Genomic DNA, 23,908 nt, shown 5'->3' on the forward strand with positions numbered 1-23,908 from the left:
GTCACTGTCCTCCGCAGCCGATCGAGAGAACCGGCGTGAAGGCATGCCCCCTCGGATCGGCGTCGGGGATGCACAGACCTGCCGAGGAGGTCCAGGCGTGCAGGGCGAACGGGTGCTCGCGCACACCGACGTGGAGCACGGCCTTCAGGCCGCGCCGCCGCAGCAGGACGAACGCCGTCACGGCCTCGGCCTTGCAGTCGTCGTTGACGAACCAGCTTCTGCGGCTGTGGGACTGCACCGCTCGTTTCAGCTGGGCGACGTCCTCCGCGGTGGGGAGGTCCGTACGGGCGTAATCCGGGGCCGCGAGGGACAGAAGCCGAAGGACGCGGCCGAATCCCAGGGTCCGGATCAGCAGGTGCACCCCCCGCAGCCAGAGCCCGACTTCGGCGTCCGAGTGCTCTTTCCGCCGGGTCGTCGCGCATCCGGCGCGCAGGAGACCGGTGACGAGTTCGGCGCGTTCCTCGGAGCCTTCGTCGGCGAACTTCCGCAGATCCGTCGCCGTCATTCCGAGAAAACGCGTCCGTCTCCAGTCCGCGATCAGCGCTCCGCCGGACATTTCGGTGACACGGCAGTGCGGGGAAAGGATCCGCGTCATGGCTGCCAGGGCATCGGTGTCCTCTGCCACCGCGCATCCTCCAGTGTTCCGCCGGAACGGTTCAGGACTGGTATCCGTGACCGTCGTAGTGGCCGCCGCTGAATCCCCGGATCAGGCGGCCGTTACCGAGTAGGACAAGGCCGAGCGGCATGCGACGCCGCAGCATTCGGAAAAACATCGTTTACCTCCAGAATCAGGCAGCATCGGTCAAGTCCGAACATGTCCAGGCTACTCTGCCCCGAATACCTCGCAACCGGACTTCCCCACGGCCCTCTTGAAATCCCGCGCGGGTGACCAGTCGTCAGGTGTCCGGCCCCGGCCTACCGGGACCGTGGCGGTCTCACCCAGCCGAGGGACCGTTCCACGGCCCGCTGCCAGTTCTCGTATTCCCCTTCCCGCCGATCGGGGTCCATGTCGGGGAGCCATTGGCCGGCCCGGTGCCAGTTGCGGCGCAGGCCTTCCAGGTCGGGCCAGTAGCCGGCGGCGAGTCCGGCCGCGTAGGCCGCGCCGAGGGAGACCGTCTCGGCGACCATGGGGCGCACCACGGGCACGTCGATCACATCGGCCACGAACTGCATGAGCAGGTTGTCCGCCGTCATGCCGCCGTCCACCTTGAGTTCTCTGAGGGCGACGGAGGAGTCGGCGTTCATGGCGTCGACGACCTCGCGCGTCTGCCAGCCGGTGGCCTCCAGGACGGCACGCGCCAGGTGTCCCTTCGTGATGTACGAGGTGAGGCCGACGATGACGCCCCGCGCGTCGCTGCGCCAGCGGGGTGCGAACAGACCCGAGAAGGCGGGGACGATGTAGCAACCGCCGTTGTCCTCGACCGTGCGCGCGAGGGTCTCGATCTCCGGAGCGCTGCTGATCAGTCCCAGGCGGTCACGGAACCACTGGACGAGTGCGCCGGTGACGGCGATGGAGCCCTCCAGGGCGTAGACCGGTTTCTGGTCCCCGATCTTGTAGGCGACGGTCGTGAGGAGTCCGTGCCGGGAGCGCACGACATCGGTACCGGTATTGAGCAGCAGGAAGCTGCCGGTTCCGTACGTGCACTTCGCCTCGCCCGGGGAGAAGCAGGTCTGGCCGAAGAGGGCGGCCTGCTGGTCGCCGAGGGCGGCCGTGATGCTGACGCCGGGGAGCACTGCGCGGGCCTCGCCGTACGTCTCGGCGGACGGCCTGATCTCGGGCAGCATGGAGCGGGGCACGCCGAAGAACGCCAGCAGGTCCTCGTCCCAGGCGAGCGTACGGATGTTCATCAGCATCGTGCGACTGGCGTTGGTGGCGTCGGTGATGTGCAGGCCACCGTCGGCGCCTCCGGTGAGGTTCCAGACCAGCCAGCTCTCCATGGTTCCGAACAGCACCTCACCGTCCTTCACACGCTGTTCCAGACCCTTGACGTTGTCGAACAGCCAGCGGATCCGCAGAGCCGAGAAATAGGTCGAGGGCGGCAGGCCGCACCGCTCCAGGAAGAACTCCTTCCCGGGCCGCCGGCCGAGCTCCTCGACGAGTGGGGCCGTGCGGGTGTCCTGCCAGACGATCGCCCTGTCCAGCGGGGCGCCCGTCCGCCGGTCCCAGAGCACCGTCGTCTCCCGCTGGTTGGCCAGGCCGATCGCGGCGACCTCGCCCCGGTCGACACCGGCGGCGGACAGGGACTCGGGCACGACGCGTTTCAGGTTGTGCCATATCTCGACGGCGTCGTGCTCGACCCATCCGGGCCTGGGAAAGTGCTGGTGGTGCTCCCGCTGCGCGACCGACACCAGCCGCCCGCGATGGTCGAACAGAATGCATCGGGTGGAGTTGGTGCCCTGATCGATGGACATTACGTACCGTTCAGCCATGATCGGGTCTGCCTTCCGACGGTCGGGTGCGGCGGGCCGGGCCTACCAGCGGCCGGCGCCCAGGTCTCTGGAGATCGCCCGCGCGGCCTCCCGGAGCAGGGTGATCAGACTCGGGCGCGGGTGGCCCTGACCGTCACAGATCCGCTCGACGGGACCGGACAGCCCGATGGCGCCGACGACGAGGCCGCCGTGCCCCCGGATCGGGGCGGCGAGCCCGGCCTCACCCATGCTCATTTCCTGGATCTCGGCGGCCCAGCCGAGTTCCCGGACCTCGGCGAGGGCCCGGGTGAGCTGCTCGGCGACGACCAGGGTGTGCCGGGTGTACGCCTCCAGTCCCGCCTCCTCGGCCGACTCGACGGACGCGGTCCCGTAGGCCAGCAGTACCTTGCCGAGCGAGGAGGCGTGCAGGGGCAGCAGCGAGCCCACGTCCAGGGTCTGGAGCGTGTCGTCCGGCCTGAACACGTGGTGGACGACGAGCACCCTGTCCTCCAGCGGGGTCCCCAGCCGGACCGCTTCCCCGCTGCGGGCGGCCAGGGCATCGGCCCAGTTCAGGGAGCGCGACCGCAGCTCGTTGACGTCCAGGTAGCTCGTGCCCAGGTGCAGCAGGGCGGCCCCGAGCTGGTACTTCCCGGTCGCCGCGTCCTGCTCCACGAAGTCCACGTGCTGGAGGGTGCGCAGAATGCCGTGGGCGGTCCCTTTCGCCAGCCCGAGCGAGGCCGCGACCTCGCCGAGCCCGAGTCGGCGGGGCCCGCCGGCGAGCAGACGCAGGATCGCCGCCGCCCGCTCGATCGACTGGACTGGGCCGGCCATGAAGCGAGCGTATTACCGCCGCGGACGATGCGCTCCGCGGGCAGGTGGGCGCCGCTCCGGCAGGCGGGCGGGCGTCGGCGTTCGGTAATGCCGACCAAGGTTCATTGACCCGCCCGGTTTGTCTCCATAACGTTCTTCGAGGCCCGCCACACGCGCTGCGGCACGGCGCCCGGCCAACTGAGCACACGCGAGGAGAGAACATGGCGGCACAGCTCGATACGCTGCTTCCCGAGGCCTGCGAACACGTGTGGCTGATGCCGCCCGTTCCCTGCGCCGTCTCGGACGTACGCCACGGTGTGGGGGCGGTGCTCGCCGACTGGGACGTGTCCCCGGAGATCGTCGAGGACTCCCTGCTCGTGGTGTCGGAGCTGCTGACCAACGCGGTCATTCACGCCCTGCCACCCGCCGTGCTGCGACTGTCGTGGGTCCGGGGCGACGGCACCCGCACCCTGCGCGTCGAGGTCAGCGACGCGGGACCCGCCCTGCCGGCGGGACAGTCCGGGGTGGGGATCGACCCGGACGAGCACGGCCGGGGCGAGGAGATCGTCCACGCCCTGGCGACTCGTCACGGCATACGCGTCCATCCCGGTGGGATCACCCGGTGGGCCGACCTCGTCGCGAAGTGATACGCGGCTGTCGTCGGCGGGCCGGTCAGGCCGCCTCGGCCAGCGGCCACCAGTCCACCCTCGGCGCACGCGGGCCGTCGACGATCTCCGCGACGCTGATCTCGCCCTCCTCGTAGAAGGTCAGGTATGCGACGGTGGCGAGCTCGTCGCGGAGAGCGGAGAGCGGAGAGCGGAGAGCGGAGAGCGGACGCGGCTGAGCAGCGACTGTGCCCGGCCGGTCACGTGCAGCGACTTCAGTTTGTGGCCCAGGACGAAGCCGCCGTCGTCCAGTTTGCTCACGTATCGGTCGTGGACCAGGGTGCGCAGCAGGTGATAGGCGGTGGCCAGGGGCAGGCCCGCTCCCGTGCCGGCTGCTTGGCCGGCGCGCCGTTGTCGTGTGCGCTCACCGCCTCCAGCAGGCGAAAGGCCCGCTGCACGGAGGTGATGAGCGTGGGACCGACGTCAACGCCCATGTGACAAGCGTGCGCCGGGGGCCGGGCACGGGCAAGGCCGACGGCGACCGCACCCGGATGCCGGACCGCGGGCGGAGTTCAGGCTGCGGGTGCGGCTGCGACCACGCGCCGCCCGGTGACGTCAGACGTCGTGCCCCTGTTCGGCCAGCCACCGGTGGACGCTCTCCTTGTCCGCCGGGGTGATGCGGACAGGGCCCCGGACGTCCGGCCCCTCCTCCTCGTTGAATCCGGTGTCCGTGATCCGGGCGGTCACCCACAGGGCCAGATCCTGCGCGGCCTGGGGTGACAGCGTTCCGCTCTCCCAGCTCTCGCGGGCCCGGCGGGCGGCGTCGGCGTCATGGCGTTCCGTCTCGCGCAGCCAGACGGGCACGAGCCGCTCGACCACCTGCCGGTCGGCCCGGGACGAGACCTGCTGTCGCTCGTGTGCGCTCATGCCGGCCGAGTTCCCGCGGCGCGCCCGCCCTACCGCGATCTGGCCCGGGGCTCGGCGCGCAGCCGGGCGGCGGAAGGACCGCTCCGGCCTGCAGGGAGGTGTGCGCAGGAGGGCGACGGCGTGGTCGGTGACGGCGCCGGGTTCGGTGTTCGGGCTGATTGCTCTTCGGCCCGTTCAGGTCACGGGAGGGATGCCCGGGCGGAACTTCGGGACGCGTACGGTGATCTTCGTGCCGGCGCCGACGCCGGTCTCGATGACGAGGCCGTGGTCGTCGCCGTACACCTGGCGCAGTCGCATGTCCACGTTGCTCAGGCCGATCCCGGTGGACGGGCCGCCGCGGCCGCGCAGGATGTCGCGCAGTCGCTGCGGGTCCATGCCGACGCCGTTGTCCTCGATGACGACCCGGGCCTCGGTGCCCTCGTCCTCCGCGATGATCGTGATGCGGCCGCGGTCCACGGACTCCTCCAGACCGTGTTTGAGCGCGTTCTCGACGAGGGGCTGCAGGCAGAGGAACGGCAGGGCGACCGGCAGCACCTCGGGGGCGATGCGCAGGGTCACTGCGAGGCGCCTGCCGAAGCGGGCGCGCGCGAGTTCGAGGTACTGCTCGATGGAGCGCAGTTCCTGGGCCAGGGTGGTGAAGTCGCCGCCCCGGCGGAAGGAGTAGCGGGTGAAGTCGGCGAACTCCAGCAGGAGTTCACGGGCCCGCTCGGGGTCGGTGCGGACGAACGAGGCGATGCTCGCCAGGGAGTTGTAGATGAAGTGCGGGGAGATCTGGGCGCGCAGGGCCCGGATCTCGGCCTCGATCACGCCGGAGCGGGCGCGGTCGAGGTCGGCGAGTTCGAGCTGCACGGAGACCCAGCGGGCCACCTCGGCGGCGGCCCGGACCATGACGGCGGACTCCGCGTCGCCGAACGCGGCGAGTGTGCCGGGGGCCCGGCCGTCGGCGCTGAGCGGTGCCATGACCCCCCAGCGGACCGGGCAGGTGTCGTTGCCGCAGGTCAGGGCGAAGGTCTGGGTGCGGCCGGTGCGCAGCACACGGGCGAGTTGCGCCTCGGCCTCGGCACGGTGGTGGTCTCCGACGCCGTCCCAGGCGAGTACGGACTCCTGGTCGGTGAGGGCGAGGGCGACCGTGCCGAGCAGGGGGCGCAGCCGCCGGGCGGCCTTGCGGGCGGTGTCGGGGGTGAGGCCCGCGCGCAGCGGCGGTGCGGCGAGCGAGGCCGTGTGCAGGGTGTGGAAGGTGGCCCGTTCGACGGGGGTGCCGGGGCCGGCCGGGTTCTCCTGCTGCCGGCGGGCGCCGGCGTGGCCGAGAGCGGCGCCGAGGGCGAACAGCGCGAGAGCGGCGAGGGCCAGGGCGACCGTGCCCAGTGCGGTCATACGGCCGGTTCCGGGTCGGTGTCGGGCAGGCCGGCCCGCCCGGTCACTGCCTCGGGGAGATGGAGCCGGGCCATGGTGGCCGCGGCGCTCGCGGGCACGCGGTCGCGGGTGGTGAGGGAGATCAGCACCATGGCGGCGAACCCGACCGGTACGGACCAGACGGCGGGCCAGGCCAGCAGGGTGTGCAGCGGGCCGGAGCGGGCCCCGCCGGCGATGGTCACCGTCACCGCGGTGAGCGCCGAGCCGCCGCCGAGGAGCAGTCCGGCGACCGCGCCGGGCGGGGTGAGACCGCGCCACCAGATGCCGAGGACGAGGAGCGGGCAGAACGAGGAGGCGGACACGGCGAAGGCGAGGCCGACCGCGTCAGCCACGGGCAGGTCGCTGACGACGGCATTGGCCGCGGTGGGCACCGCGATCGCCGGCAGCGTCGCCAGGCGGAAGTGCCGGATGCCGAGGGTCGGCAGTACGTCCTGGGCGAGCACGCCGGCCACGGACATGGTGAGTCCGGAGACGGTGGACAGGAACGCCGCGCAGGCGCCGCCCGCGACGAGGGCACCGAGCAGGTCGCCGCCGACTCCGCCGATCAGCCTCTGAGGGAGGACCAGGACCGCCGCATCGGTGTCGCCGGTCAGCAGCAGGTCGGGCGCGTAGAGCCGGCCGAGCACACCGTAGAGGGGGATCAGCAGGTAGAAGGCGCCGAGCAGGCCGAGGACGGCGACGGTGGTGCGGCGGGCGGCACGGCCGTCGGGGTTGGTGTAGAAGCGCACGACGACATGCGGGAGGCCCATGGTGCCGAGGAAGGTGGCGAGGATCACCCCGTAGGTGGAGTACAGGCCGTGCTGTGCGCGGCCGGCCGACAGCGGGTTCGCCCAGCTCGACGGGACCGCGTGAGCGCCTCCTTCGGCGGGCAGGGGCACGCGGGCGCCGGGCGGGAAGCGCAGGGTGGTGTCGGGCCCGATCCGGTGGGTGCCCGCGTCGAGGGTGAGCGGACCGCCGTCCATGGCCTGTCCGTCGACGGTTCCGGTCACGGTGACGCGTACCGGCTCGTGGACGCCGAGGGTCAGCGTGCTGTCGGCGCGCACCTGGGTGGAGCGCTGGAAGACAGGCCGTTCGTCCCAGGACGGGGCCGGGGTGTGGTCCGCGCGCCAGGCCAGCAGCAGGAACACGGCGGGCACCAGCAGGGCGGTGAGTTTCAGCCAGTACTGGAACGCCTGGACGAAGGTGATGCTGCGCATGCCTCCGGCGGCCACCGCCGCGGTCACCACGGTGGCGACGACCAGGCCGCCGGACCAGCTGGGCGCGCCGGTGAGCAGCCGGAGGGTCAGTCCGGCGCCGCGCAGCTGGGGCAGCAGATAGAGCCAGCCGACGCCGACGACGAGCACGCTCGCGATCCGCCGGACGGCCCTGGACTCCAGGCGTGCCTCGGCGAAGTCCGGCAGGGTGTAGGCGCCGGAGCGGCGCAGCGGGGCGGCGACGAAGGCCAGCAGGACCAGGAACCCGGCGGTGTAGCCGATGGGGAACCACAGCATGTCGGGGCCCCGGGCGAGGACGAGTCCGGCGACGCCGAGGAAGGACGCGGCGGACAGGTACTCGCCGCTGACGGCGAACGCGTTGAGCCGCGGCGGGACGCTGCGCGAGGCGACGTAGAAGTCGGAGGTGGTCCGGGAGATGCGCAGGCCCAGCGCGCCGACGAGCACCGTGGCGAGGACCACGGCCGACACGCCGGCGATTGCGTACGTCTGGTTCAACGCGCGGTCACGTCGCCCTCGTTGCGCTCGGCGCGGCGGACGTACCAGGCTCCTGCGCACAGCAGGGCCGGATAGGGCGCCACGCCCAGTACGAGCCAGACGGCGAACGGGACGCCCGGCCGGGTGCCGGCGAGCGGAAGTACCCGCAGCAGCACGGGGAGCAGGCCGAGCGAGGTCGCGAGCAGGGCCGTCGCCGTGAGACCCGCCCGTATCTGACGGCGCATCAGTGCGGTGACGGCGGTGTCGTCGGCCGGGGCCGCGGGGTTGCGCTCGGGCGCGGCCGCCGGGCGGGGCCGGGGACGGCCGGCGCGCTCGGTTCGGGGCCGTCCGGTGACCACCTCTCTGCGAGGGACGGATTCCGCACCCATGACGCACTCCCCGACGCCGCGGTGATCACCTGTGTTGCGGCGAGTGTACGCAGCGCGCGATCGGTGAGGTAGACGGTGGACGAGGTTCGGCACAGGGTCGCCACAGCCGTGCTGCCTCGCGTCCTGGCGGCTGCCGGGTCACCGCGCCCCGCCGACCGCGCCCTGGGCCCGCCGCGCCAGCAGATCGCGCAGCTCCCGGGCGTTGCGCCGGCTCACGGCGAGGATCCGGTCGCCGATCCTGACGGTCAGCATGCCGCCCTCCAGCCGTAGTTCCTCGATGCGGCCGAGGGCCACGAGACGGCTGCGGTGGATGCGTACGAACCCGCGGGGGCGCCACTGCTCCTCCAGGGTGGACAGCGGGATCCGCACCAGATGGCTGCCGTGCGGAGTGTGCAGGCGGGCGTAGTCGCCCTGCGCCTCGACGTAGGTGATGTCGGCGATGGGCACGAACCGTGTCACTCCGCCCAGTTCCACGGGGACCTGGTCGCCGAGTGCGCCGGCCGGGCCCTGTCCGGCCCGGGTCAGCTCGGCGACGCGCCGTACCGCTTCCGCGAAGCGCTCCTTGCGGAGGGGCTTGAGCAGGTAGTCCACGGCCTTGAGGTCGAACGCCCGGAGTGCGAAGTCCTCGTGGGCGGTGACGAAGACGACCGGCGGCGGGACGGCGAAGCCGCCGAGCAGCTCCGCCAGGTCGAGGCCGCCCAGTCCGGGCATGTTGATGTCGAGGAAGACGACGTCGACGGCCTCGGGGGCGTCCGGTCCGGCTTTCGCGGCCCGTTCGAGCAGGCGCAGTGCCTCGGTGGCGTCCAGGGCGGGCAGGACGGTGCCGATCCGCGGGTCCTCGCCCAGGAGGTACAGCAGCTCTTCCAGCGCGGGTTCCTCGTCGTCCACCGCCAGTGCGCGCAACATCACCCGCGTCTCCTCGTCTCCGCTTCCGTACGAACACCGACACCCACGCGAGGAGCATCCTCGGCCCGAGGGCCGCCCCCGTCGAGACGTCGCTCAGTCCGGCAGCCGCATCCGTACCCTCTCCCCCGGCCCGACCCGTACCACCCGGTCCGGCAGCCGGAGGTCGATGGGGGTGCTGCCGGAGGACGTCGGCATGGTGGCCTCCAGCAGGCCAGAGCGCAGGCGCAGATGCACGCCCCAGTGGCCCCGGTAGCGCAACGAGAAGCCGTAGGAGGAGAGTTCCGGAAGGGGGACGGGGTCGAGCCAGAGCATGCCCTCGCGGGTCTCCAGGCCGGTGAGGCAGCGCTGGACGAGGTCGAGGGTGCCGGCCATGGCGCCGAGGTGGATGCCCTCACCGGTGGTGCCGCCCTGCACGTCGGCGATGTCGCCGCGCAGGGCCTCCTGGACGAATCCCCAGGCGTCGGTGCGGCGGGCGCGGGCCAGGATCCAGCCGTGGACCACGCCGCTGAGGGTGGAGCCGTGCGTGGTGCGGTGCAGGTAGTGGTCGACCGTCGCCGACCACGTGTCCTCGTCGAGGCGGTGGCCCAACTGGGCGAACAGCGCCTGCAGTTCGGCCGGTGAGAACAGGTAGCCGAGCATCAGGACGTCGGCCTGCTTGGACGCCTTGTAGCGGTTGACGGTGTCGCCCTCCGCCTCCAGGATCCGGTCCAGGCGCCGGATGTCGCCGTACCGCGCGCGGTAGCCGTGCCAGTCCAGCTCGGCGAGGTCGCCGTAGCCGTCGAACTGGCTGATCACTCCGTCGTGGAAGGGCACGTGCAGGGTGCGCGAGACCTCCTCCCAGCGGGCGAGTTCGTCCTGCTCCAGGCCGGTGCCCTCGACGAGTTCGCGCCGGCGCGGCTCGGGCAGGGCGCGCAGCAGGTCCAGCGTGCGGCTGAGCACCCAGGCGGCGGTGACGTTGGTGTACGCGTTGTCGTCCAGGCCGGGCTCGGGCGCGCCGGGGTAGCCGTCGTGGTACTCGTCGGGGCCGACCACGCCGCGGATGCGGTGCCGGCCCAGGTGCTCGTCGTAGCGGGCCGAGTCGGCCCAGAAGCGGGCGATCAGGAGCAGCATCTCTGCGCCCTCGGTGTACAGGAAGTCGGTGTCGCCGCTGGCCTCGCAGTACTGCCACACGTTGTACGCCACCGCCGAGCCGACGTGCCGCTGCAGCCGGGAGTGGTCGGGCAGCCAATGCCCCGAGCGGGGGTTGACGTGCAGTTCCTGGGTCTCCTCGCGGCCGTCGCTGCCGCTCTGCCACGGGTACAGGGCGCCGCGCAGGCCGGCCTCGCGGGCCGCGTGGCAGGCCGCGTCCAGGCGGCGGTGGCGGTAGTGGAGCAGGGCGCGGGAGACCTCGGGCAGATGGAGGTTGAGGTAGGGCAGGACGAACAGCTCGTCCCAGAAGACGTGCCCCCGGTACGCCTCGCCGTGCAGTCCGCGCGCGGGCACACCGACGTCGAGGTCGGTCGTGTGCGGGGAGAGGGTCTGCAGCATGTGGAAGAGGTGCAGGCGCAGGATGCGGCCCGGGTCGCCGGGGATGTCGAGTTCGGCCCGCCGCCACAGCTGCTCCCAGGCCGTGGAGTGCGACTCCAGCAGGTCGTCGAAGGCGGGCGCGGCGGTGACCCGGTCGACGGCCGCGCGCAGCGGGTCGCTGATGGCGGGGTCGTGGGAGGTGTGCAGGGCGACGGTCTTGTCGACGGTGACCGTACGGCCGGGTGTCAGGGAGAGCCGCAGGCGCTGTACGGCCCGCCGCGCCTCGTGCGCGTCCGCCACCGGGACGTCGGCGGCCAGCCGGGAGGCGAGCCCGATGACGATGTCCGAGGTACGGGTACGGCAGCGCAGCCACATGGTGCCGGGCGCGGCGCCGCCCGCCTCGGCATGGGTGAGGTGACGGTCGTCCAGGTCCCGGTAGCGGGCCACGCCGGAGTTGGTGACGCTCCCGTCGAGCGCGGCCTCGACGTCCAGCTCGGCGGTGCAGCCCTCGGCGGTGAAGTCGGTGCGCAGGGCGGCGAGGTACGGGTCGGCCATGTGGACGAGGCGGAGCTGGCGGACGAGGAGCGTGCCGCCGTTGCCCAGCCGGTAGCGGGTACGGCGCTCCAGCACACCGGGGTCCAGGTGGAGGGCCAGGTGGTGCTCGCTCACCGGGGCGGTGTCGGGGGTGAGCCAGTCCCGCCCGGCGGGTCGGAAGCGCAGCGGCAGCCAGTTGGGGAGGTTGACCATGTCCTCGTTCTCGACCCGGCGCCCGGCGATGTCGGAGGTGAGGCGGTTGTAGCAGCCCGCCGCGTAGGTGCCGGGGTAGTGCACGGCGTCGGCGGCGCACTCGGGCAGTGCTCCGCGGGTGGCGAAGCGGCCGTTGCCCATGGTGCACAGGGACTCCCGCAGGCGTTCCTCCGCGGGGTCGTAGCCGTCGTACTCCCACAGCAGACCCGTCACCGCGGCAGGCCCCCTTTCGCGCGTCTCCGTGGGATCGTCACCTCTCGGACAGCAGGCGGGTGAGGATCCGGTCCGGGGTGAGCGGCAGTTCACGGAAGCGGATCCCGGTGGCGTGGTGGACGGCGTTGCCGAGGGCTGCGGCGGTGCCGACGATGCCGATCTCGCCGATGCCCTTGCTGCCCATGGGGTTGAGGTGGGGGTCGTCCTCCTCGATCCAGTCCGCCTCGATGTCGGGGACGTCGGCGTGTGCGGGCACGTGGTAGGAGGCGAGGTCGGCCTCGGTGAAGTCGCCGAACGGGCTGTCCATCGTGCTGCCCTCGGTCAGGGCCATGCCCAGGCCCATGGTCATGGCGCCGACGAACTGGGAGCGTGCGGTGCGGGGGTTGAGGATGCGTCCGGCGGCGTAGACGCCGAGCAGCCGGCGGACCCGGACCTCGCCGGTGACGGTGTCGACGGCGACCTCGGCGAAGTGGGCGCCGAAGGCGTGCCGGGCGTAGGGGCTGTCGGCGTCGGCCCGCCCGGTGGTGTCGGCGCGGACGGTGAGCCCCTCGGCGGGCAGCGGTCCGGAGTGGGCGGCGAGGCGGGACGCGAGTTCGGTGCAGGCATCGTGCACGGCCCAGCCCCAGGACGCGGTGCCGGAGGAGTCGCCCGCCAGCGGGGCCGGGGGCAGGTCGCTGCGGCCCACCTCGGTGCGGACCCGGTCCAGGGGCGCGTCCAGCGCGTCGGCGGCCACCTGGGCGAGCACGGTACGGGCGCCGGTGCCGATGTCGGCCGCGTTCAGCCGGACGACGAACGTGCCGTCGGGCAGCGCCTGCGCGGTGGCGGTGGACGGCGCGACCAGGACGGGGTAGGTCGCCGCGGCCACGCCGGTGCCGAGCAGCAGCGGGCCCTCGGCGTGGGTGCCCGGGCGCGGGTCGCGGGTGTCCCAGTCGAAGCGGCGGGCGCCCTCACGCAGGCAGGCGATGACGTTCCTGCTGCTGAACGGCTTGCCGCTGGCCGGCTCGTGCTCCGGTTCGTTGCGGATCCGCAGCTCCACGGGATCCAGGCCGAGCGCGTCGGCGAGTTCGTCCATGGCGGACTCCAGCGCGTACATGCCGGGGGCCACGCCGGGGGCGCGCATCCAGGACGGGCTCGGGACGTCCAGCGGCACCACACGGTGGGAGCTGCGCAGGTGCGGGGCGGCGTACATGACGCGGGCGGGCCTCCCGGCCTGCTCCACGAACTCCCTGACATGGGAGATGTGCGTGGTCACCTCGTGCAGCAGGGTGGTGAGGCGGCCGTCCGCCGTGGCGCCGAGGCGCAGCCGGTGCAGGGTGGGGGCGCGGTGGCCGACGACGGTGGGCAGGTGGCGGCGCGGGTAGGCCAGGGTGACGGGACGGCCGGTGCGGCGTGCGGCCATGACGGCGAGGACGACGTCGGGGCGCGGGGTGCCCTTGGAGCCGAAGCCGCCGCCGACGTGTTCGGCGACGACCGTGATCCGGTCCTCGGGCAGTTCGAACAGCTCGGCGAGCACGGAGCGGACGGTCGTACCGCCCTGGCTGGAGGTGTACACCGTGAGCCGGTCGCCGTCCCAGACCGCGGTGGTCGCGTGCGGCTCCATGGGGTGGTTGTGCAGGGGCGGGACCCGGTAGTCGACGTCCACGCGGACGCCGGCGGCCGCGAAGGCGCCCTCGGGGTCGCCGTGTTGGAACTGGCCCGGCTGCCCGCCGGCCTCCTCCAGCACGTAGGCGTCCGGGTGGTCCGGGCGGAGGTCGACGTCGTGGTCCTCGGTGGCGTAGGTGACGCGGACCGCTCGGGCGGCGGCGCGGGCGGTCTCCGGGGTCTCGGCGACCGCCAGGGCGACGCACCAGCCCCGGTGGGGCACGCGCGGGCTCTGCAGGACGGCGAGGGTGCCGTCGTCCGTCGCGGCGAGGCGGGGGGCGTCGCCGGGTGTGAGGACGGCGAGGACGCCGGGCAGGGCGAGGGCGGCCGTGGTGTCCACGCCGGTGACGCGGCCGCGGGCCACCGCGGCGGGCACGGGCCATGCGTGGGCTCGCCCGGGCAGGGGGTGCTCGGCGGCGTAGCGGGCGGCACCGGTGACCTTCAGCCGCCCTTCGCGACGTTCGGCGGGAGCGCCCAGCGCACCGCTGCCGACGGGCGAGTCGCCCTGGTACTGATGGGCGGCCGGGTCGTCCTGGGGCACCGGCCGGACGGGGGGCGGCTCGGTGCGTGAGGCGGCGTCCGCGCGGAGCGGCCCGGTGCGGTCCGCCGGGGCCTCGTGCGGGAGTTCGCCGCCGGCCGGCGGATGGTGCCGGGGCAGCCCGGTGCGTGCCATGGGGTCGTCGCGCGGAAGACCGGTTCCAGCCATCGGATCGTCCCGGGGAAGCCCGGTGCGTGCCATGGGGTCGTCGTGCGGAAGAGCGGTCCCAGCCATCGGATCGTCCCCGGGAGGGTCACTGCGGCCCATGGCGTCGTCCTCGGGCGGACCGGTACGGGTCACCCGGTCCTCCCCGGGCAGACCGCTGCGGCCTGCGGAGTCGTCTCCCGGCGCACCACCACAGATCACGGGGTCGTCCCCCGGCAGCCCGCCACGGGCCACCGGATCCTCCCCCGGCAAACCACCACGGACCACCGGGCCCTCCCCCGGCAAACCACCACGGACCACCGGATCCTCCCGGGGTTGGCCACCGCGGGTCGGTGGATCCTCCTGTGACGGGCCGATGTGGGGCATCGGGGGCCTCCTTGGGCGGGCCGGGTCCTGGTGCTCAGACCGTCGCGGGTGTCGGGGCGAGACGGTTCAGGACGTCCAGAGCGAGGTTGCGGGCGAGGGGCACCTTGTAGGCGTTGTCGCGCAGGGGCTCGGCGCGCTCGAGTTCGAGGGCGACGGCGCCTTCGAAGGCGGCCGGGGTGGCGGCGGCCCCCAGCAGGGCCGTCTCCGCGTGCTGGGCCCGCCAGGGCTTGTGGGCGAGGCCGCCGAAGGCGAGCCCCACCCGGTCCACGACCCCGTCCGCGATCCGGAGCACGACGGCCACGGAAGCCAGCGCGAAGGCGTACGACGCCCGGTCGCGGGCCTTGCGGTAGGCGGACGGGACACCGGCTCCGGCGGCCGGGAGCAGCACACCGGTGATCAGCTCGCCGGGGCGGATCTCGGTGTCCCGCTCCGGGTGCACGCCGGGCAGCCGGTGGAAGTCGGCGACCGGGAGGGTGCGCCTGCCCTCGGTGCCGTACAGCTCGACGCGGGCGTCGAGGGCGGTCAGCGCCACGGCCATGTCGGAGGGGTTGGTCGCGATGCAGTGCGGGGAGTGGCCGAGGACGGCGTGGTCGCGGTGGACTCCGTCGCGGGCGCCGCAGCCGCTGCCCGGCTCCCTCTTGTTGCAGGGCTTGTCCAGGTCCTGGAAGTAGGGGCAGCGGGTGCGCTGCAGCAGGTTGCCGCCGGTCGTGGCCGCGTTGCGCAACTGGCCGGAGGCGCCCGCGAGGATGGCCTGGGACAGCACCGGGTAGCGGTCGCGGACCAGCGGATGGGCCGCGAGGTCGCTGTTGCGGACGGTCGCGCCGACGCGCAGGGCGCCGTCGGGCAGCTCCTCGACCCGGTCCAGCGGCAGCCGGCCGACGTCGATGAGGACGCTGGGGCTCTCCACCCCGAGCTTCATCAGGTCGACCAGGTTGGTGCCGCCGGCGAGGTAGCGGGCGCCCGCATGGGCGGCGAAGGCCTCAACGGCCTCCTCGACGCTGCTGGGCCTGAGGTATCCGAAGTCCTTCACCGGATCACGTCCTCCACTGCCTCGACGATGCGCGGGTAGGCCCCGCAGCGGCACAGGTTGCCGCTGAGCCGCTCGCGGATCTCGGGCCGGTCCAGCGGCACGGGCCGGCCGGAGGGGGCGGCGGGATCGGTGACGTGGGAGGGGTGGCCGGCCGCGGCCTCGGCGAGCATGCCGACGGCGGAGCAGATCTGGCCCGGGGTGCAGTAGCCGCACTGGAAGGCGTCGCGGTCGAGGAAGGCCCGCTGGAGCGGGTGCGGCTCCTCGCCGTCGCCGCCGAGGCCCTCGATGGTCGTGACGTCGCTGCCGTCGAGGGTGACGGCGAGCAGCAGGCAGCTGTCGACGCGGCGCCCGTCGACCAGGACGGTGCAGGCCCCGCACTGACCGTGGTCGCAGCCCTTCTTGGACCCGGTGAGATCGAGGTCCTCGCGGAGCAGGTCCAGCAGGACCCGCCGGTGGTCGACGAGCAGGGTGTGGGGTTTCCCGTTCACCCGGAGCGTGATCTCCGAGCGCGGGCCGAGCTGGTTTTCGCTGGTCATGGCAAGAGGGCCTTCCGGACGGGCCGTGGTGCCGTGCACACCGCGTATCCAGGCTGCGGCGCCTCACACGTCTCAGCCGGCGCCGGTGGCCTCGCCCGCCCTGGTCATCCGGTCCGTGACGTCCACTGTGTCCTTGGCGGGCGGGGCGGTGACCTCCGCCTCGGTGCCGAAGTCCTTGAAGCGCAGCACGGTCGTGCTGGTCATCTCAGCGTCTTCGTGCCCCGGGGTCCGCTGCTTGAGCGGGTGCAGGGTCAGCCGGACGCTCTCCTGGCGCATCCGGCCCTGTTCGTCCAGCCACAGGTCCACCGGCAGCGAGGACTTCCCGAGCTGCCGCCTCAGTTCCTGCTCCTGCCCGGCGTTGCCCTGGGCCAGGGCGGACACGGGCACCGTCACCCGGTAGTGGGTCGTGCGGGTGCCGTCGAGGGTCTGCGCGGCGACCCGGGTGACGTGCTCGGAGCCGACGCTCTTGAGGTACCGCACCGGTTCCGCCGGGTCGCTCACCTGGGACCGCGCGGCGGAGCCCTTCCGGGCCAGCCGGGCGAGGTCGATCTTCATCCAGGTCTTGCCGTCCGGAACGGCTCCGCGCTGGGCGCCGGACGGCTTCTGGTACACGGCCCCGTCGACGACCCGCTGCTCGATCGTGGTGCCCTGCGAGGTCAGGCTCAGCCGGCTGGCGCCGTCCTTCAGGTCGGCGACCCCGCTGCCGTGCCCGGTGAGTGCCTGTCCGTCGGCGACGACCTTGCTGGTGACGGTCATCCTCGCGGTGCCGGCGGCCACGGTCCTGCGGTAGGCGTCGTGGACGGCGCGGGCGGGCGGGGTCGCGCTCGGTCCGCTCCGCGCGTCCCCGCCCTTTCCGGAGCCGTCCTCGTTGCCGCACCCGGTCAGTGCGGCAGCGAGGACGAGCGCGACGACGGCACTTCCGGTCTGCGTTTTCGGCACGGTGGGGGCTCCTCCCGGGTCGGGTCGCGGCACTCGCGCTTGACCCGGTCCCGGTTTCCCCGTCCGCCGCCGGTCACGCCTCAGGGGTACCGGACGAGATTCGCCACGTTCGTGGCCGAATTGGAGGGCCCCGCCGTGTTGTTGACGACGTGACCGATGGTGCCGGTGCCGCCCGGCGAGACGGTGACCATGCTGGTGAAGCGGACGCCGGAGGTATTCGGTGCCTCGATGGCGTGCGCGGCGGTGACGGCGGGGTTGACGTTGAAGCAGCAGTAGCTGCCCAGGCCGTAGGCCTCATTGCCGGTGACCTGCCGCGCAGGTGCATGCGCCGGTACGGCGCCGCCTGCGAGACCGCCCAACGGCCGCTGCCGCCGCCGGGATTGACGGAGAGGTTCTCGGGGCCGCGCCAGAAGTTCTGCGTGGCGTTGCCCTGGAACCAGTCCGCCTCGGCGTGCACCGCGCCGGTGACGGAGACGGCATCGGGGGTCAGGCCGAGGCCGAGGACCTGTGTGCAGAAGCCGACGTTGACGTCGGCGCTGTAGGTACCGGGCTTGAACAGGACGGCGTAGCGCTGGGACGGTCGCGGTTGGCGGACCAGAAGGTGAGCCGGGCCAGGTGGGGTGGTTAAAGGTGCGGACCACTGGCGTCAAGAGGGGCGGGCCTTGCCGTCGAGCCGGCCTCCGGACCGCTGCCGGCAGCAGCACCCTTCGACTGCTCCAGGCTCGGGAAGAGGCACCACACCGAGGGCCGCCCGGGTGATTGTTCTGACGACCGGTCCACCGGAAAACGCCTCTTCCCGGTGAATCGCCATACTGTCCCAATGCGGATGCAGCAGAAGATTCCCGCCTTGATCCACCAAACTTGGAAAGACTCCGACGTACCTCCGGAATGGGAGGCCTGGGCCGACTCCTGGCGTCGGCGCCATCCCGGCTGGGGGTACCGCTTGTGGACCGACGCGGACAATCGCGCATTCCTTCAGGAGCACTATCCGTGGTTCCTGCCCGTCTACGACGGCTATCCAGAAGCGATCATGCGGGCGGACGCGATTCGCTATTTCCTGCTCGACCATTTCGGCGGGCTCTACGTCGACCTGGACTTCGAGTGCCTCAGCCCCGTCGACGACCTCCTTGACGGGCGCGAACTCGTCCTCGGCTGCGAACCGGAGGCGCACACACGGCTGCTGCTCGCCCGCCGGAGCGGACTCCGCCGCATCGTCGGCAACGCGTTCATCGCGTCACGGCCGGGCCACCCCTTCTGGGCATACGTGCACCGCCAGTTGGTGGGCTCCCACAAGTCGTCCAGTGCGCTGGACGCCACGGGCCCCTTCTTCCTCACCAGAGCGGTCGAAAGCGTCCCGGATCCCGCCTCGATCACGGTCCTCGGTCCGGAGGTGCTCTATCCCGAGGTGAGCCCGTACGCCGCAGAACTGTTCGGCCCTCAGAAGGCCGACCACGAACGCGCCTACGCCGTGCACCACTGGTCCGGCAGCTGGGTGGCGGACACCCCCGCGGGCCCACGGCCCTCCGCCGGCAAACGGTTCCCGTTCTGGACGAGCCAGGAGATGCACCCCCTCGCCGACGGCATGCTCAGCCTTGACGCGCAGCGCCGCCGCTGGGCCTCGGGCGCGCCCGCGCCGACGGTGTCATGCCTGATGGTGACCAAGGATCGCTCGTCGACGGCCCGTCGCGCGATCAGGTGCTTCCGCGCGCAGACCTACCCGAACCTGGAACTGGTCGTCGTCGAGGACGGCACGGACGACGCACTCGAACGGCACGTCCGCGAGCTGGGCGACCCGCGGATCCGCCACCATCGACTCCCCCCGGAGCGGCGGCCGTTGGGCGAGCTGCGCAATGAGGCGGTGGACCGGGCGACCGGACCCTACGTATGCCAGTGGGACGACGACGACCTGTACGACCCGGAGCGGGTCGAGACACAGATGGCGGCGATTCTCGCACTGGGAGCCGACGCCTGCTTCCTCGCCCGTGAACGGCTGTGGTGGCCCGCTCGGCGCAAGCTCGCGATCTCCTGCGCGCGCGTCTGGGAAGGGTCGATGGTGTGCGCCAAGGATCGGCTGCCGCGCTACCCGGCACTGCGTCGGGGTGAGGACACGCCGGTGGCGGAAGGGGTGGTCCGCGGCTGCCGGGTGGTGTCGGTCGACGCGCCCGAGCTGTACACCTATGTGTGTCACGGCAGCAATACGTTCGACGACTCCCATTTCGCCGAGCACTTCGACGTGGCGACCGAGATCTGGGCCGAACCCGGCGCCTACGCCGAGCGATTGCAGGCCCTGGCGACCCGGCTGCCGATCGAGCCGAAGGACATCGCCCACGCCGAGACGGGTCCCGCCGTGGCCCGCGCCCAAGGACCGCAGACGGCCGTGGAGCCGGCCCCGGGCCCGGCGAGCGAGCGGCCACGGGTGCTGGTGCTCACCCCCGTCAAGGACGCGGCCGCGTTCCTGCCCCGCTATCTGGAGAACCTTCATGCCCTGGACTACCCGCGCGAGGCGATCTCCCTGGGCCTGCTGGAGGGCGACAGCAGGGACACGACGCGGGAAGTGCTCCAACAGGTCCTGCCCGGCCTCGAGTCAGAGTACCGGCGGGTCACCCTGGTGCACCGCGACTTCGGCCTTCAGTTGGAGGGCCCCCGCTGGGAGGCGGGCGTGCAGCGCCGACGCCGGTCGGTGCTGGCCAGGGCCCGCAACCATTTGCTCTCGCGGGCCCTTGCCGACGAGGAGTGGGTGCTGTGGCTGGATGTCGACGTCACCGACTGTCCGGCCGACCTGATCCAGCGTCTCCTCGGAGCGCGCAAGGACATCGTCGTCCCGCACTGTGCCACCACGGCGGGCGGACCCACCTACGACCTCAACACGTTCGTGCTTCACCGCAGCGCCGGCACGCTCAACTGGTCCCGATGGCTGCGCGACGGCATCCTGCAGCCCCCCAGAGGGTTCGGCCGGACCTACCTCGACGAGCTGCGTGGAAAGGGGCTGGTCCGCGTCGACTCCGTGGGTGGCACGGCACTGCTGGTCCGCGCCGACCTCCACCGTGACGGCCTGACCTTCCCGTGCTTCCCGTACCACCAGCTCATCGAGACCGAGGGCCTGGCCGCGATGGCCCGGGACATGGGCACCGCCTGCTGGGCCCTGCCCGACCTCGAAGTGCTGCATCCGCACCACGTCCCGGAGCCGGCAGGCGTCGGGGCCGCGTCCCCGTCCTGACCTCCCGGCCGGTGCACCCCGCTCGGCCGACTCGGGCCGGCGCTGACGCGTCACCCGTAGAATCCAGCACTTGGAGTAATCGTTTTGACGCGGAAAGTAAGCAAATCCTACGGTGGCGCCACTGCCCCGGTCACGGAACGTACCGGCCTTGCAGGGCAGCTCCCTACCCTCGACAGAGAGGCACCACCGTGAAAGCCCGTGTCATGTCCTCGCTGGCCCTCCCCGCCGCACTGGCAACCGCCGGACTGCTGAACGGCGCGGAGACGGCCTACGCCGCGGCCCTCGCCTCGGACTCGCTCCCCACGTCGGCGACCCACGCGGACCAGGCGATGGGCGACGTCACCGCCACCTCGGGGTCCGCATATCCCTGCACGCCCATCGGCAACATGACCATCAGCGACTACGTCCACTGCTGCACGCCCATCGGCAACCTGACCATCACCGGCTACCACCACTGCTGCGCGCCCGTCGCCAACCTCACGTTCTGCGACTACGGACACCACGGGCACCTGTACCCCTTCGACATCTACCCCTTCGAGGGTTAGGAGCGGCGACCGCGCTCCACCACGAGCGGGTGATCCGGCGGGTCCACTGCGACAGGGCCCTCCAACAGGGCCCGAGGGGGCTGCCGGCACCCCGCTACGCGGAATCCTGGCCACCCACTAAAGCGAAAGACGGCGCATGCCCCAGAGCTCCGATCCCGTGGTTTCGGTGGTCATCCCGTGCCACGACTACGCCCGCTATCTGCCCGATGCGGTGTCCAGCGTCCTTGCCCAGACGTTCGAGGACTGGGAACTGGTCGTCGTCGACGACGGCAGCACCGACGACACCGCCGAGGTGACCGAGGGCCTGATCGCCCGGCACCCGGACCGGCGCATCAGACTCCTCCGACAGGCCAATGCCGGGGTCTCCGCCGCGCGCAACACCGGAATCGCGGCCGCCGCCGGCCGCTACATCCTTCCCCTGGACGCCGACGACATGATCGCGCCCACGATGCTGGAGAAGACCGTCGCGGTGCTCGACAGTGAACCCGAGGTCGCCATCGCCTCCACCGACGTGTTCACCTTCACCGACGACGATCTGCCCCCACAGGTGATGCCGCTCCCCGCCTACAGCAGAGAACTGCTGCTCCAGCGACTGATCATGTTCTACTGCTCGCTGTACCGCCGTGAGGCGTGGCAGACCGTGGGCGGGTACGACGAGAACATGCGCGCCGGAGAGGACTGGGACTTCTGGATCGGCTGTGCCGAGCACGGCTTCGACGCGTACCACATCCACGAGCCGCTGTTCGGGGCGCGCAACAAGGACACCGGACTGCACCTGGAAGCCGCCGAGAACGACCTGGCCATCCGGGCCCGGATCGTCGCCAACCACCCGGAGCTGTTCAAGCCGATCACCCGCGGCTGGGCACACGCCGTGCTGAGCCAGGACGCGGAGGCCTGTCTGCGGGACGAGAACGTGCCCGACGACATCCTCACCCGGGCCACCGAGATGGACCAGTTCCTCGGCGCGGTCATGGCCCTGCAGAGGACCACGCGGGTGCAGTACTACCACATCCGGCGCCTGGAGAAGGCGCTGGCCGCCCACGGCGGAACCGCCACCCCGCCCAGCCGGGGAAGGGAAGAGACGCCGACGGCATCCGCCGTGTGACGCCGGCGCGGGGAAGCGGCCCCCGGGGTCTTTCTTTCGGATCAGGCCGGCTCGGAGCGACGGCGCCGTCTGGCCGACCCGAGCGGGGTCTGGTGCGTGCAACTGCAAGGCGGAGGAGGGAGTCGACGCGATGGGGGCGCCCCCGCGCGAGCGAAGCCGAGCGTGGGGGAGCCAGCGAGTGACGACAACCCGGCAGCTGTGCGTGCCAGGCCCCGCGACCCCGGCAAGATCCGAAAAGAGAGGTCCTCAGGCCGGTGTCACCTCGGCCGGTTCCGGCATCCCGGTCACAGCCGTCGGCGTCGGCGCCTCGGTGTGTCCGTCGCGCTCGGCGAACTGCGTCCGGTGCAGTTCCGCGTACCGGCCGCCCACCGCGAGGAGTTCCTCGTGCGTGCCCCGCTCCACGATCCGGCCGGCCTCCACGACCAGGATCTGGTCGGCGGCCCGGACAGTGGACAGGCGGTGGGCGATCACCACGGCGGTGCGGCCCTCCAGGGCCTCGCCGAGCGCCTCCTGGACCGCCGCCTCCGACGTGTTGTCCAGGTGGGCGGTGGCCTCGTCGAGGATGACCACGCGCTGGCGGGCCAGCAACAGCCGCGCGATGGTCATGCGCTGGCGTTCGCCGCCGGAGAGCCGGTAGCCGCGTTCACCGACCACGGTGTCCAGGCCGTCGGGCAGGGACCGTACGACCTCGGCGAGACGGGCGCGGCCGAGCGCGTCCCACAGCTCCTCGTCGGTGGCGGCGGGGCGGGCCAGCAGCAGGTTGGCGCGGACGGTGTCGTGGAAGAGGTGACCGTCCTGCGTGACCATGCCGAGGGTGGCCCGCAGCGAGGTCGCGGTGAGGTCGCGGACGTCGACACCGCCGATACGGACGGCGCCGGCGTCGACGTCGTACAGGCGCGGCAGCAGCTGCGCGATGGTCGACTTGCCCGCGCCGGAGGAGCCGACGAGGGCGACGGTCCGGCCGGGTTCGGCGCGGAAGGAGATGCCGTGCAGGACCTCGGCACCGCCGCGGCTGTCGAGGGCGGCGACCTCCTCGAGGGAGGCGAGGGAGACCTGGTCGGCGGACGGGTAGGCGAAGCGGACGTCCTCGAACTCGACCGCGACCGGGCCGTCGGGCACCTCGACGGCGTCCGGCTTCTCCTCGATCAGCGGCTTCAGGTCGAGCACCTCGAAGACCCGCTCGAAGCTGACCAGCGCGCTCATCACCTCGACGCGGGCTCCGGCGAGCGCGGTGAGCGGTGCGTAGAGCCGGGTCAGCAGCAGGGCGAGGGAGACGACCGCGCCCGCCTCCAGGGTGCCGCGCAGCGCGAACCAGCCGCCGAGGCCGTAGACGAGGGCCAGCGCGAGGGCCGAGACCAGGGTGAGGGAGGTGATGAACACCGACTGGGCCGTCGCCGTGCGCACGCCGATGTCGCGCACCCGGCGGGCGCGGGCCGCGAACTCGGCCGACTCCTCCTCGGGCCGGCCGAACAGCTTGACCAGGGTGGCTCCGGGCGCGGAGAAGCGCTCGGTCATCCGGGTGCCCATCGCGGCGTTCAGCGCGGCCGCCTCCCGCTGCATCCGGGCCATCCGGCTGCCCATGCGCCGGGCGGGCAGCACGAACACCGGGAGCAGCGCCAGCGCGAGCAGGGTGATCTGCCAGGACAGGGTGAGCATCACCGCGAGGGTGAGCAGCAGCGTCACCAGGTTGGTCACCACGCCCGAGAGCGTGTTGGCGAACGCCCGCTGGGCGCCGATCACGTCGTTGTTGAGACGGCTGACCAGCGCGCCCGTACGAGTACGTGTGAAGAACGCGACGGGCATGCGCTGCACATGATCGAACACAGCCGTGCGCAGGTCGAGGATGAGTCCCTCCCCGAGCGTCGCCGACAGGCGCCGGCCGAGGATGCCGAGCCCCGCCTCCGCGAGGGCGACGAGCGCGATGAGCAGGGAGAGCCGTACGACCGTCCTGGAGTCGTGCCCCGCCACGATCGCGTCGACGACGTGGCCGGCGAGTACCGGGGTGGCGACGGCGAGCAGCGCGGTCACCACCCCGAGCAGTACGAAGCGGACGATGCCCGCGCGGTGCGGGCGGGCGAAGGCGGCTATGCGCCGCAGCGTGGCGCGGGCGAAGGGACGGCGTTCCTGCTGCGCGTTCATCACGCTGTGCAGCTGCGTCCATGCGGTGGTTTCCATGCTCATGGAAGAGAACGTAAGACCTCAAGCTTCGTTGA

The 23,908-nt window shown here is 72.3% G+C and carries 19 protein-coding genes and 2 pseudogenes; 4 read left to right on the forward strand and 17 right to left on the reverse strand.

Going from position 1 to position 23,908, the window contains the following annotated elements:
* Window position 1: 1 nt before the first annotated feature.
* The 3 genes from ACFZDC_RS03255 to ACFZDC_RS03265 form a co-directional block, all read right to left on the reverse strand.
* Window positions 2–625 (reverse strand): lasso peptide biosynthesis B2 protein, encoded by a 624-nt coding sequence (locus tag ACFZDC_RS03255; RefSeq protein WP_391319625.1) that lies wholly within the window; start codon window positions 623–625, stop codon window positions 2–4.
* A 290-nt stretch (window positions 626–915) separates the two neighbouring features.
* Complete coding sequence (gene glpK / locus ACFZDC_RS03260) at window positions 916–2,430, reverse strand: glycerol kinase GlpK (RefSeq protein ID WP_391319626.1); 1,515 nt, start codon at window positions 2,428–2,430, stop codon at window positions 916–918.
* A 42-nt stretch (window positions 2,431–2,472) separates the two neighbouring features.
* Window positions 2,473–3,240 carry an IclR family transcriptional regulator C-terminal domain-containing protein gene (locus ACFZDC_RS03265; RefSeq protein WP_391319627.1) on the reverse strand — a complete coding sequence of 256 codons (768 nt, stop codon included), beginning with the start codon at window positions 3,238–3,240 and terminating at the stop codon, window positions 2,473–2,475.
* 200 nt (window positions 3,241–3,440) lie between these two features.
* Between ACFZDC_RS03265 and ACFZDC_RS03270 the strand changes: the two genes are divergently transcribed.
* A complete protein-coding gene (locus ACFZDC_RS03270) occupies window positions 3,441–3,866 on the forward strand; it encodes an ATP-binding protein (protein ID WP_391319628.1) in 426 nt (141 codons plus the stop codon).
* A 46-nt stretch (window positions 3,867–3,912) separates the two neighbouring features.
* On the opposite strand, the pseudogene ACFZDC_RS03275 reads toward ACFZDC_RS03270, so the two are convergent.
* The 13 genes and pseudogenes from ACFZDC_RS03275 to ACFZDC_RS03335 form a co-directional block, all read right to left on the reverse strand.
* Window positions 3,913–4,318 (reverse strand): annotated as a pseudogene (locus ACFZDC_RS03275) (helix-turn-helix domain-containing protein); the annotation flags it as partial.
* Window positions 4,319–4,439: 121 nt separating this feature from the next.
* Window positions 4,440–4,751, reverse strand: coding sequence for a hypothetical protein (locus ACFZDC_RS03280; protein WP_391319629.1), 312 nt, complete (start codon window positions 4,749–4,751; stop codon window positions 4,440–4,442).
* Window positions 4,752–4,925: 174 nt separating this feature from the next.
* Window positions 4,926–6,125: a histidine kinase gene (locus tag ACFZDC_RS03285; RefSeq protein ID WP_391319630.1), complete on the reverse strand. Its 1,200-nt coding sequence runs from the start codon at window positions 6,123–6,125 to the stop codon at window positions 4,926–4,928.
* Window positions 6,122–7,873: a cation acetate symporter gene (locus ACFZDC_RS03290; protein ID WP_391319631.1), complete on the reverse strand. Its 1,752-nt coding sequence runs from the start codon at window positions 7,871–7,873 to the stop codon at window positions 6,122–6,124. Before ACFZDC_RS03290 ends, ACFZDC_RS03285 begins: the two co-directional genes overlap by 4 nt.
* Window positions 7,870–8,241 (reverse strand): hypothetical protein, encoded by a 372-nt coding sequence (locus ACFZDC_RS03295; protein ID WP_391319632.1) that lies wholly within the window; start codon window positions 8,239–8,241, stop codon window positions 7,870–7,872. Before ACFZDC_RS03295 ends, ACFZDC_RS03290 begins: the two co-directional genes overlap by 4 nt.
* Window positions 8,242–8,379: 138 nt before the next feature.
* Window positions 8,380–9,147 (reverse strand): LytTR family transcriptional regulator DNA-binding domain-containing protein, encoded by a 768-nt coding sequence (locus tag ACFZDC_RS03300; protein WP_391319633.1) that lies wholly within the window; start codon window positions 9,145–9,147, stop codon window positions 8,380–8,382.
* 93 nt (window positions 9,148–9,240) lie between these two features.
* A complete protein-coding gene (locus ACFZDC_RS03305; protein WP_391319634.1) occupies window positions 9,241–11,613 on the reverse strand; it encodes a glycosyl hydrolase family 65 protein in 2,373 nt (790 codons plus the stop codon).
* Between the two features lie 37 nt (window positions 11,614–11,650).
* On the reverse strand, window positions 11,651–14,191 hold the full coding sequence (locus ACFZDC_RS03310) for a molybdopterin cofactor-binding domain-containing protein (protein WP_391319635.1): 2,541 nt from the start codon (window positions 14,189–14,191) through the stop codon (window positions 11,651–11,653).
* 166 nt (window positions 14,192–14,357) lie between these two features.
* Complete coding sequence (locus ACFZDC_RS03315; protein ID WP_391319636.1) at window positions 14,358–15,353, reverse strand: FAD binding domain-containing protein; 996 nt, start codon at window positions 15,351–15,353, stop codon at window positions 14,358–14,360.
* Window positions 15,350–15,889: a 2Fe-2S iron-sulfur cluster-binding protein gene (locus ACFZDC_RS03320; protein WP_391319637.1), complete on the reverse strand. Its 540-nt coding sequence runs from the start codon at window positions 15,887–15,889 to the stop codon at window positions 15,350–15,352. Before ACFZDC_RS03320 ends, ACFZDC_RS03315 begins: the two co-directional genes overlap by 4 nt.
* Before the next feature lie 72 nt (window positions 15,890–15,961).
* Window positions 15,962–16,828 (reverse strand): hypothetical protein, encoded by an 867-nt coding sequence (locus ACFZDC_RS03325; protein ID WP_391319638.1) that lies wholly within the window; start codon window positions 16,826–16,828, stop codon window positions 15,962–15,964.
* A gap of 80 nt (window positions 16,829–16,908) precedes the next feature.
* On the reverse strand, window positions 16,909–17,187 hold the full coding sequence (locus tag ACFZDC_RS03330) for a hypothetical protein (RefSeq protein ID WP_391319639.1): 279 nt from the start codon (window positions 17,185–17,187) through the stop codon (window positions 16,909–16,911).
* Window positions 17,139–17,405 (reverse strand): annotated as a pseudogene (locus ACFZDC_RS03335) (coagulation factor 5/8 type domain-containing protein); the annotation flags it as partial. The pseudogene ACFZDC_RS03335 and the gene ACFZDC_RS03330, both read right to left, overlap by 49 nt.
* A gap of 249 nt (window positions 17,406–17,654) precedes the next feature.
* On the opposite strand from ACFZDC_RS03335, the gene ACFZDC_RS03340 reads away from it, so the two are divergent.
* From ACFZDC_RS03340 to ACFZDC_RS03350, 3 genes are all read left to right on the forward strand, one after another.
* A complete protein-coding gene (locus ACFZDC_RS03340) occupies window positions 17,655–20,045 on the forward strand; it encodes a glycosyltransferase (RefSeq protein WP_391319640.1) in 2,391 nt (796 codons plus the stop codon).
* Between the two features lie 188 nt (window positions 20,046–20,233).
* On the forward strand, window positions 20,234–20,590 hold the full coding sequence (locus ACFZDC_RS03345; protein ID WP_391319641.1) for a hypothetical protein: 357 nt from the start codon (window positions 20,234–20,236) through the stop codon (window positions 20,588–20,590).
* A 136-nt stretch (window positions 20,591–20,726) separates the two neighbouring features.
* On the forward strand, window positions 20,727–21,695 hold the full coding sequence (locus tag ACFZDC_RS03350; RefSeq protein ID WP_391319642.1) for a glycosyltransferase: 969 nt from the start codon (window positions 20,727–20,729) through the stop codon (window positions 21,693–21,695).
* Between the two features lie 246 nt (window positions 21,696–21,941).
* On the opposite strand, the gene ACFZDC_RS03355 is transcribed toward ACFZDC_RS03350, so the two are convergent.
* Complete coding sequence (locus ACFZDC_RS03355) at window positions 21,942–23,870, reverse strand: ABC transporter transmembrane domain-containing protein (protein WP_391319729.1); 1,929 nt, start codon at window positions 23,868–23,870, stop codon at window positions 21,942–21,944.
* Window positions 23,871–23,908: the final 38 nt, after the last annotated feature.

Source organism: Streptomyces sp. NPDC007905 (assembly GCF_042959345.1).
In the GTDB taxonomy this organism is placed as follows: Bacteria; Actinomycetota; Actinomycetes; order Streptomycetales; family Streptomycetaceae; genus Streptomyces.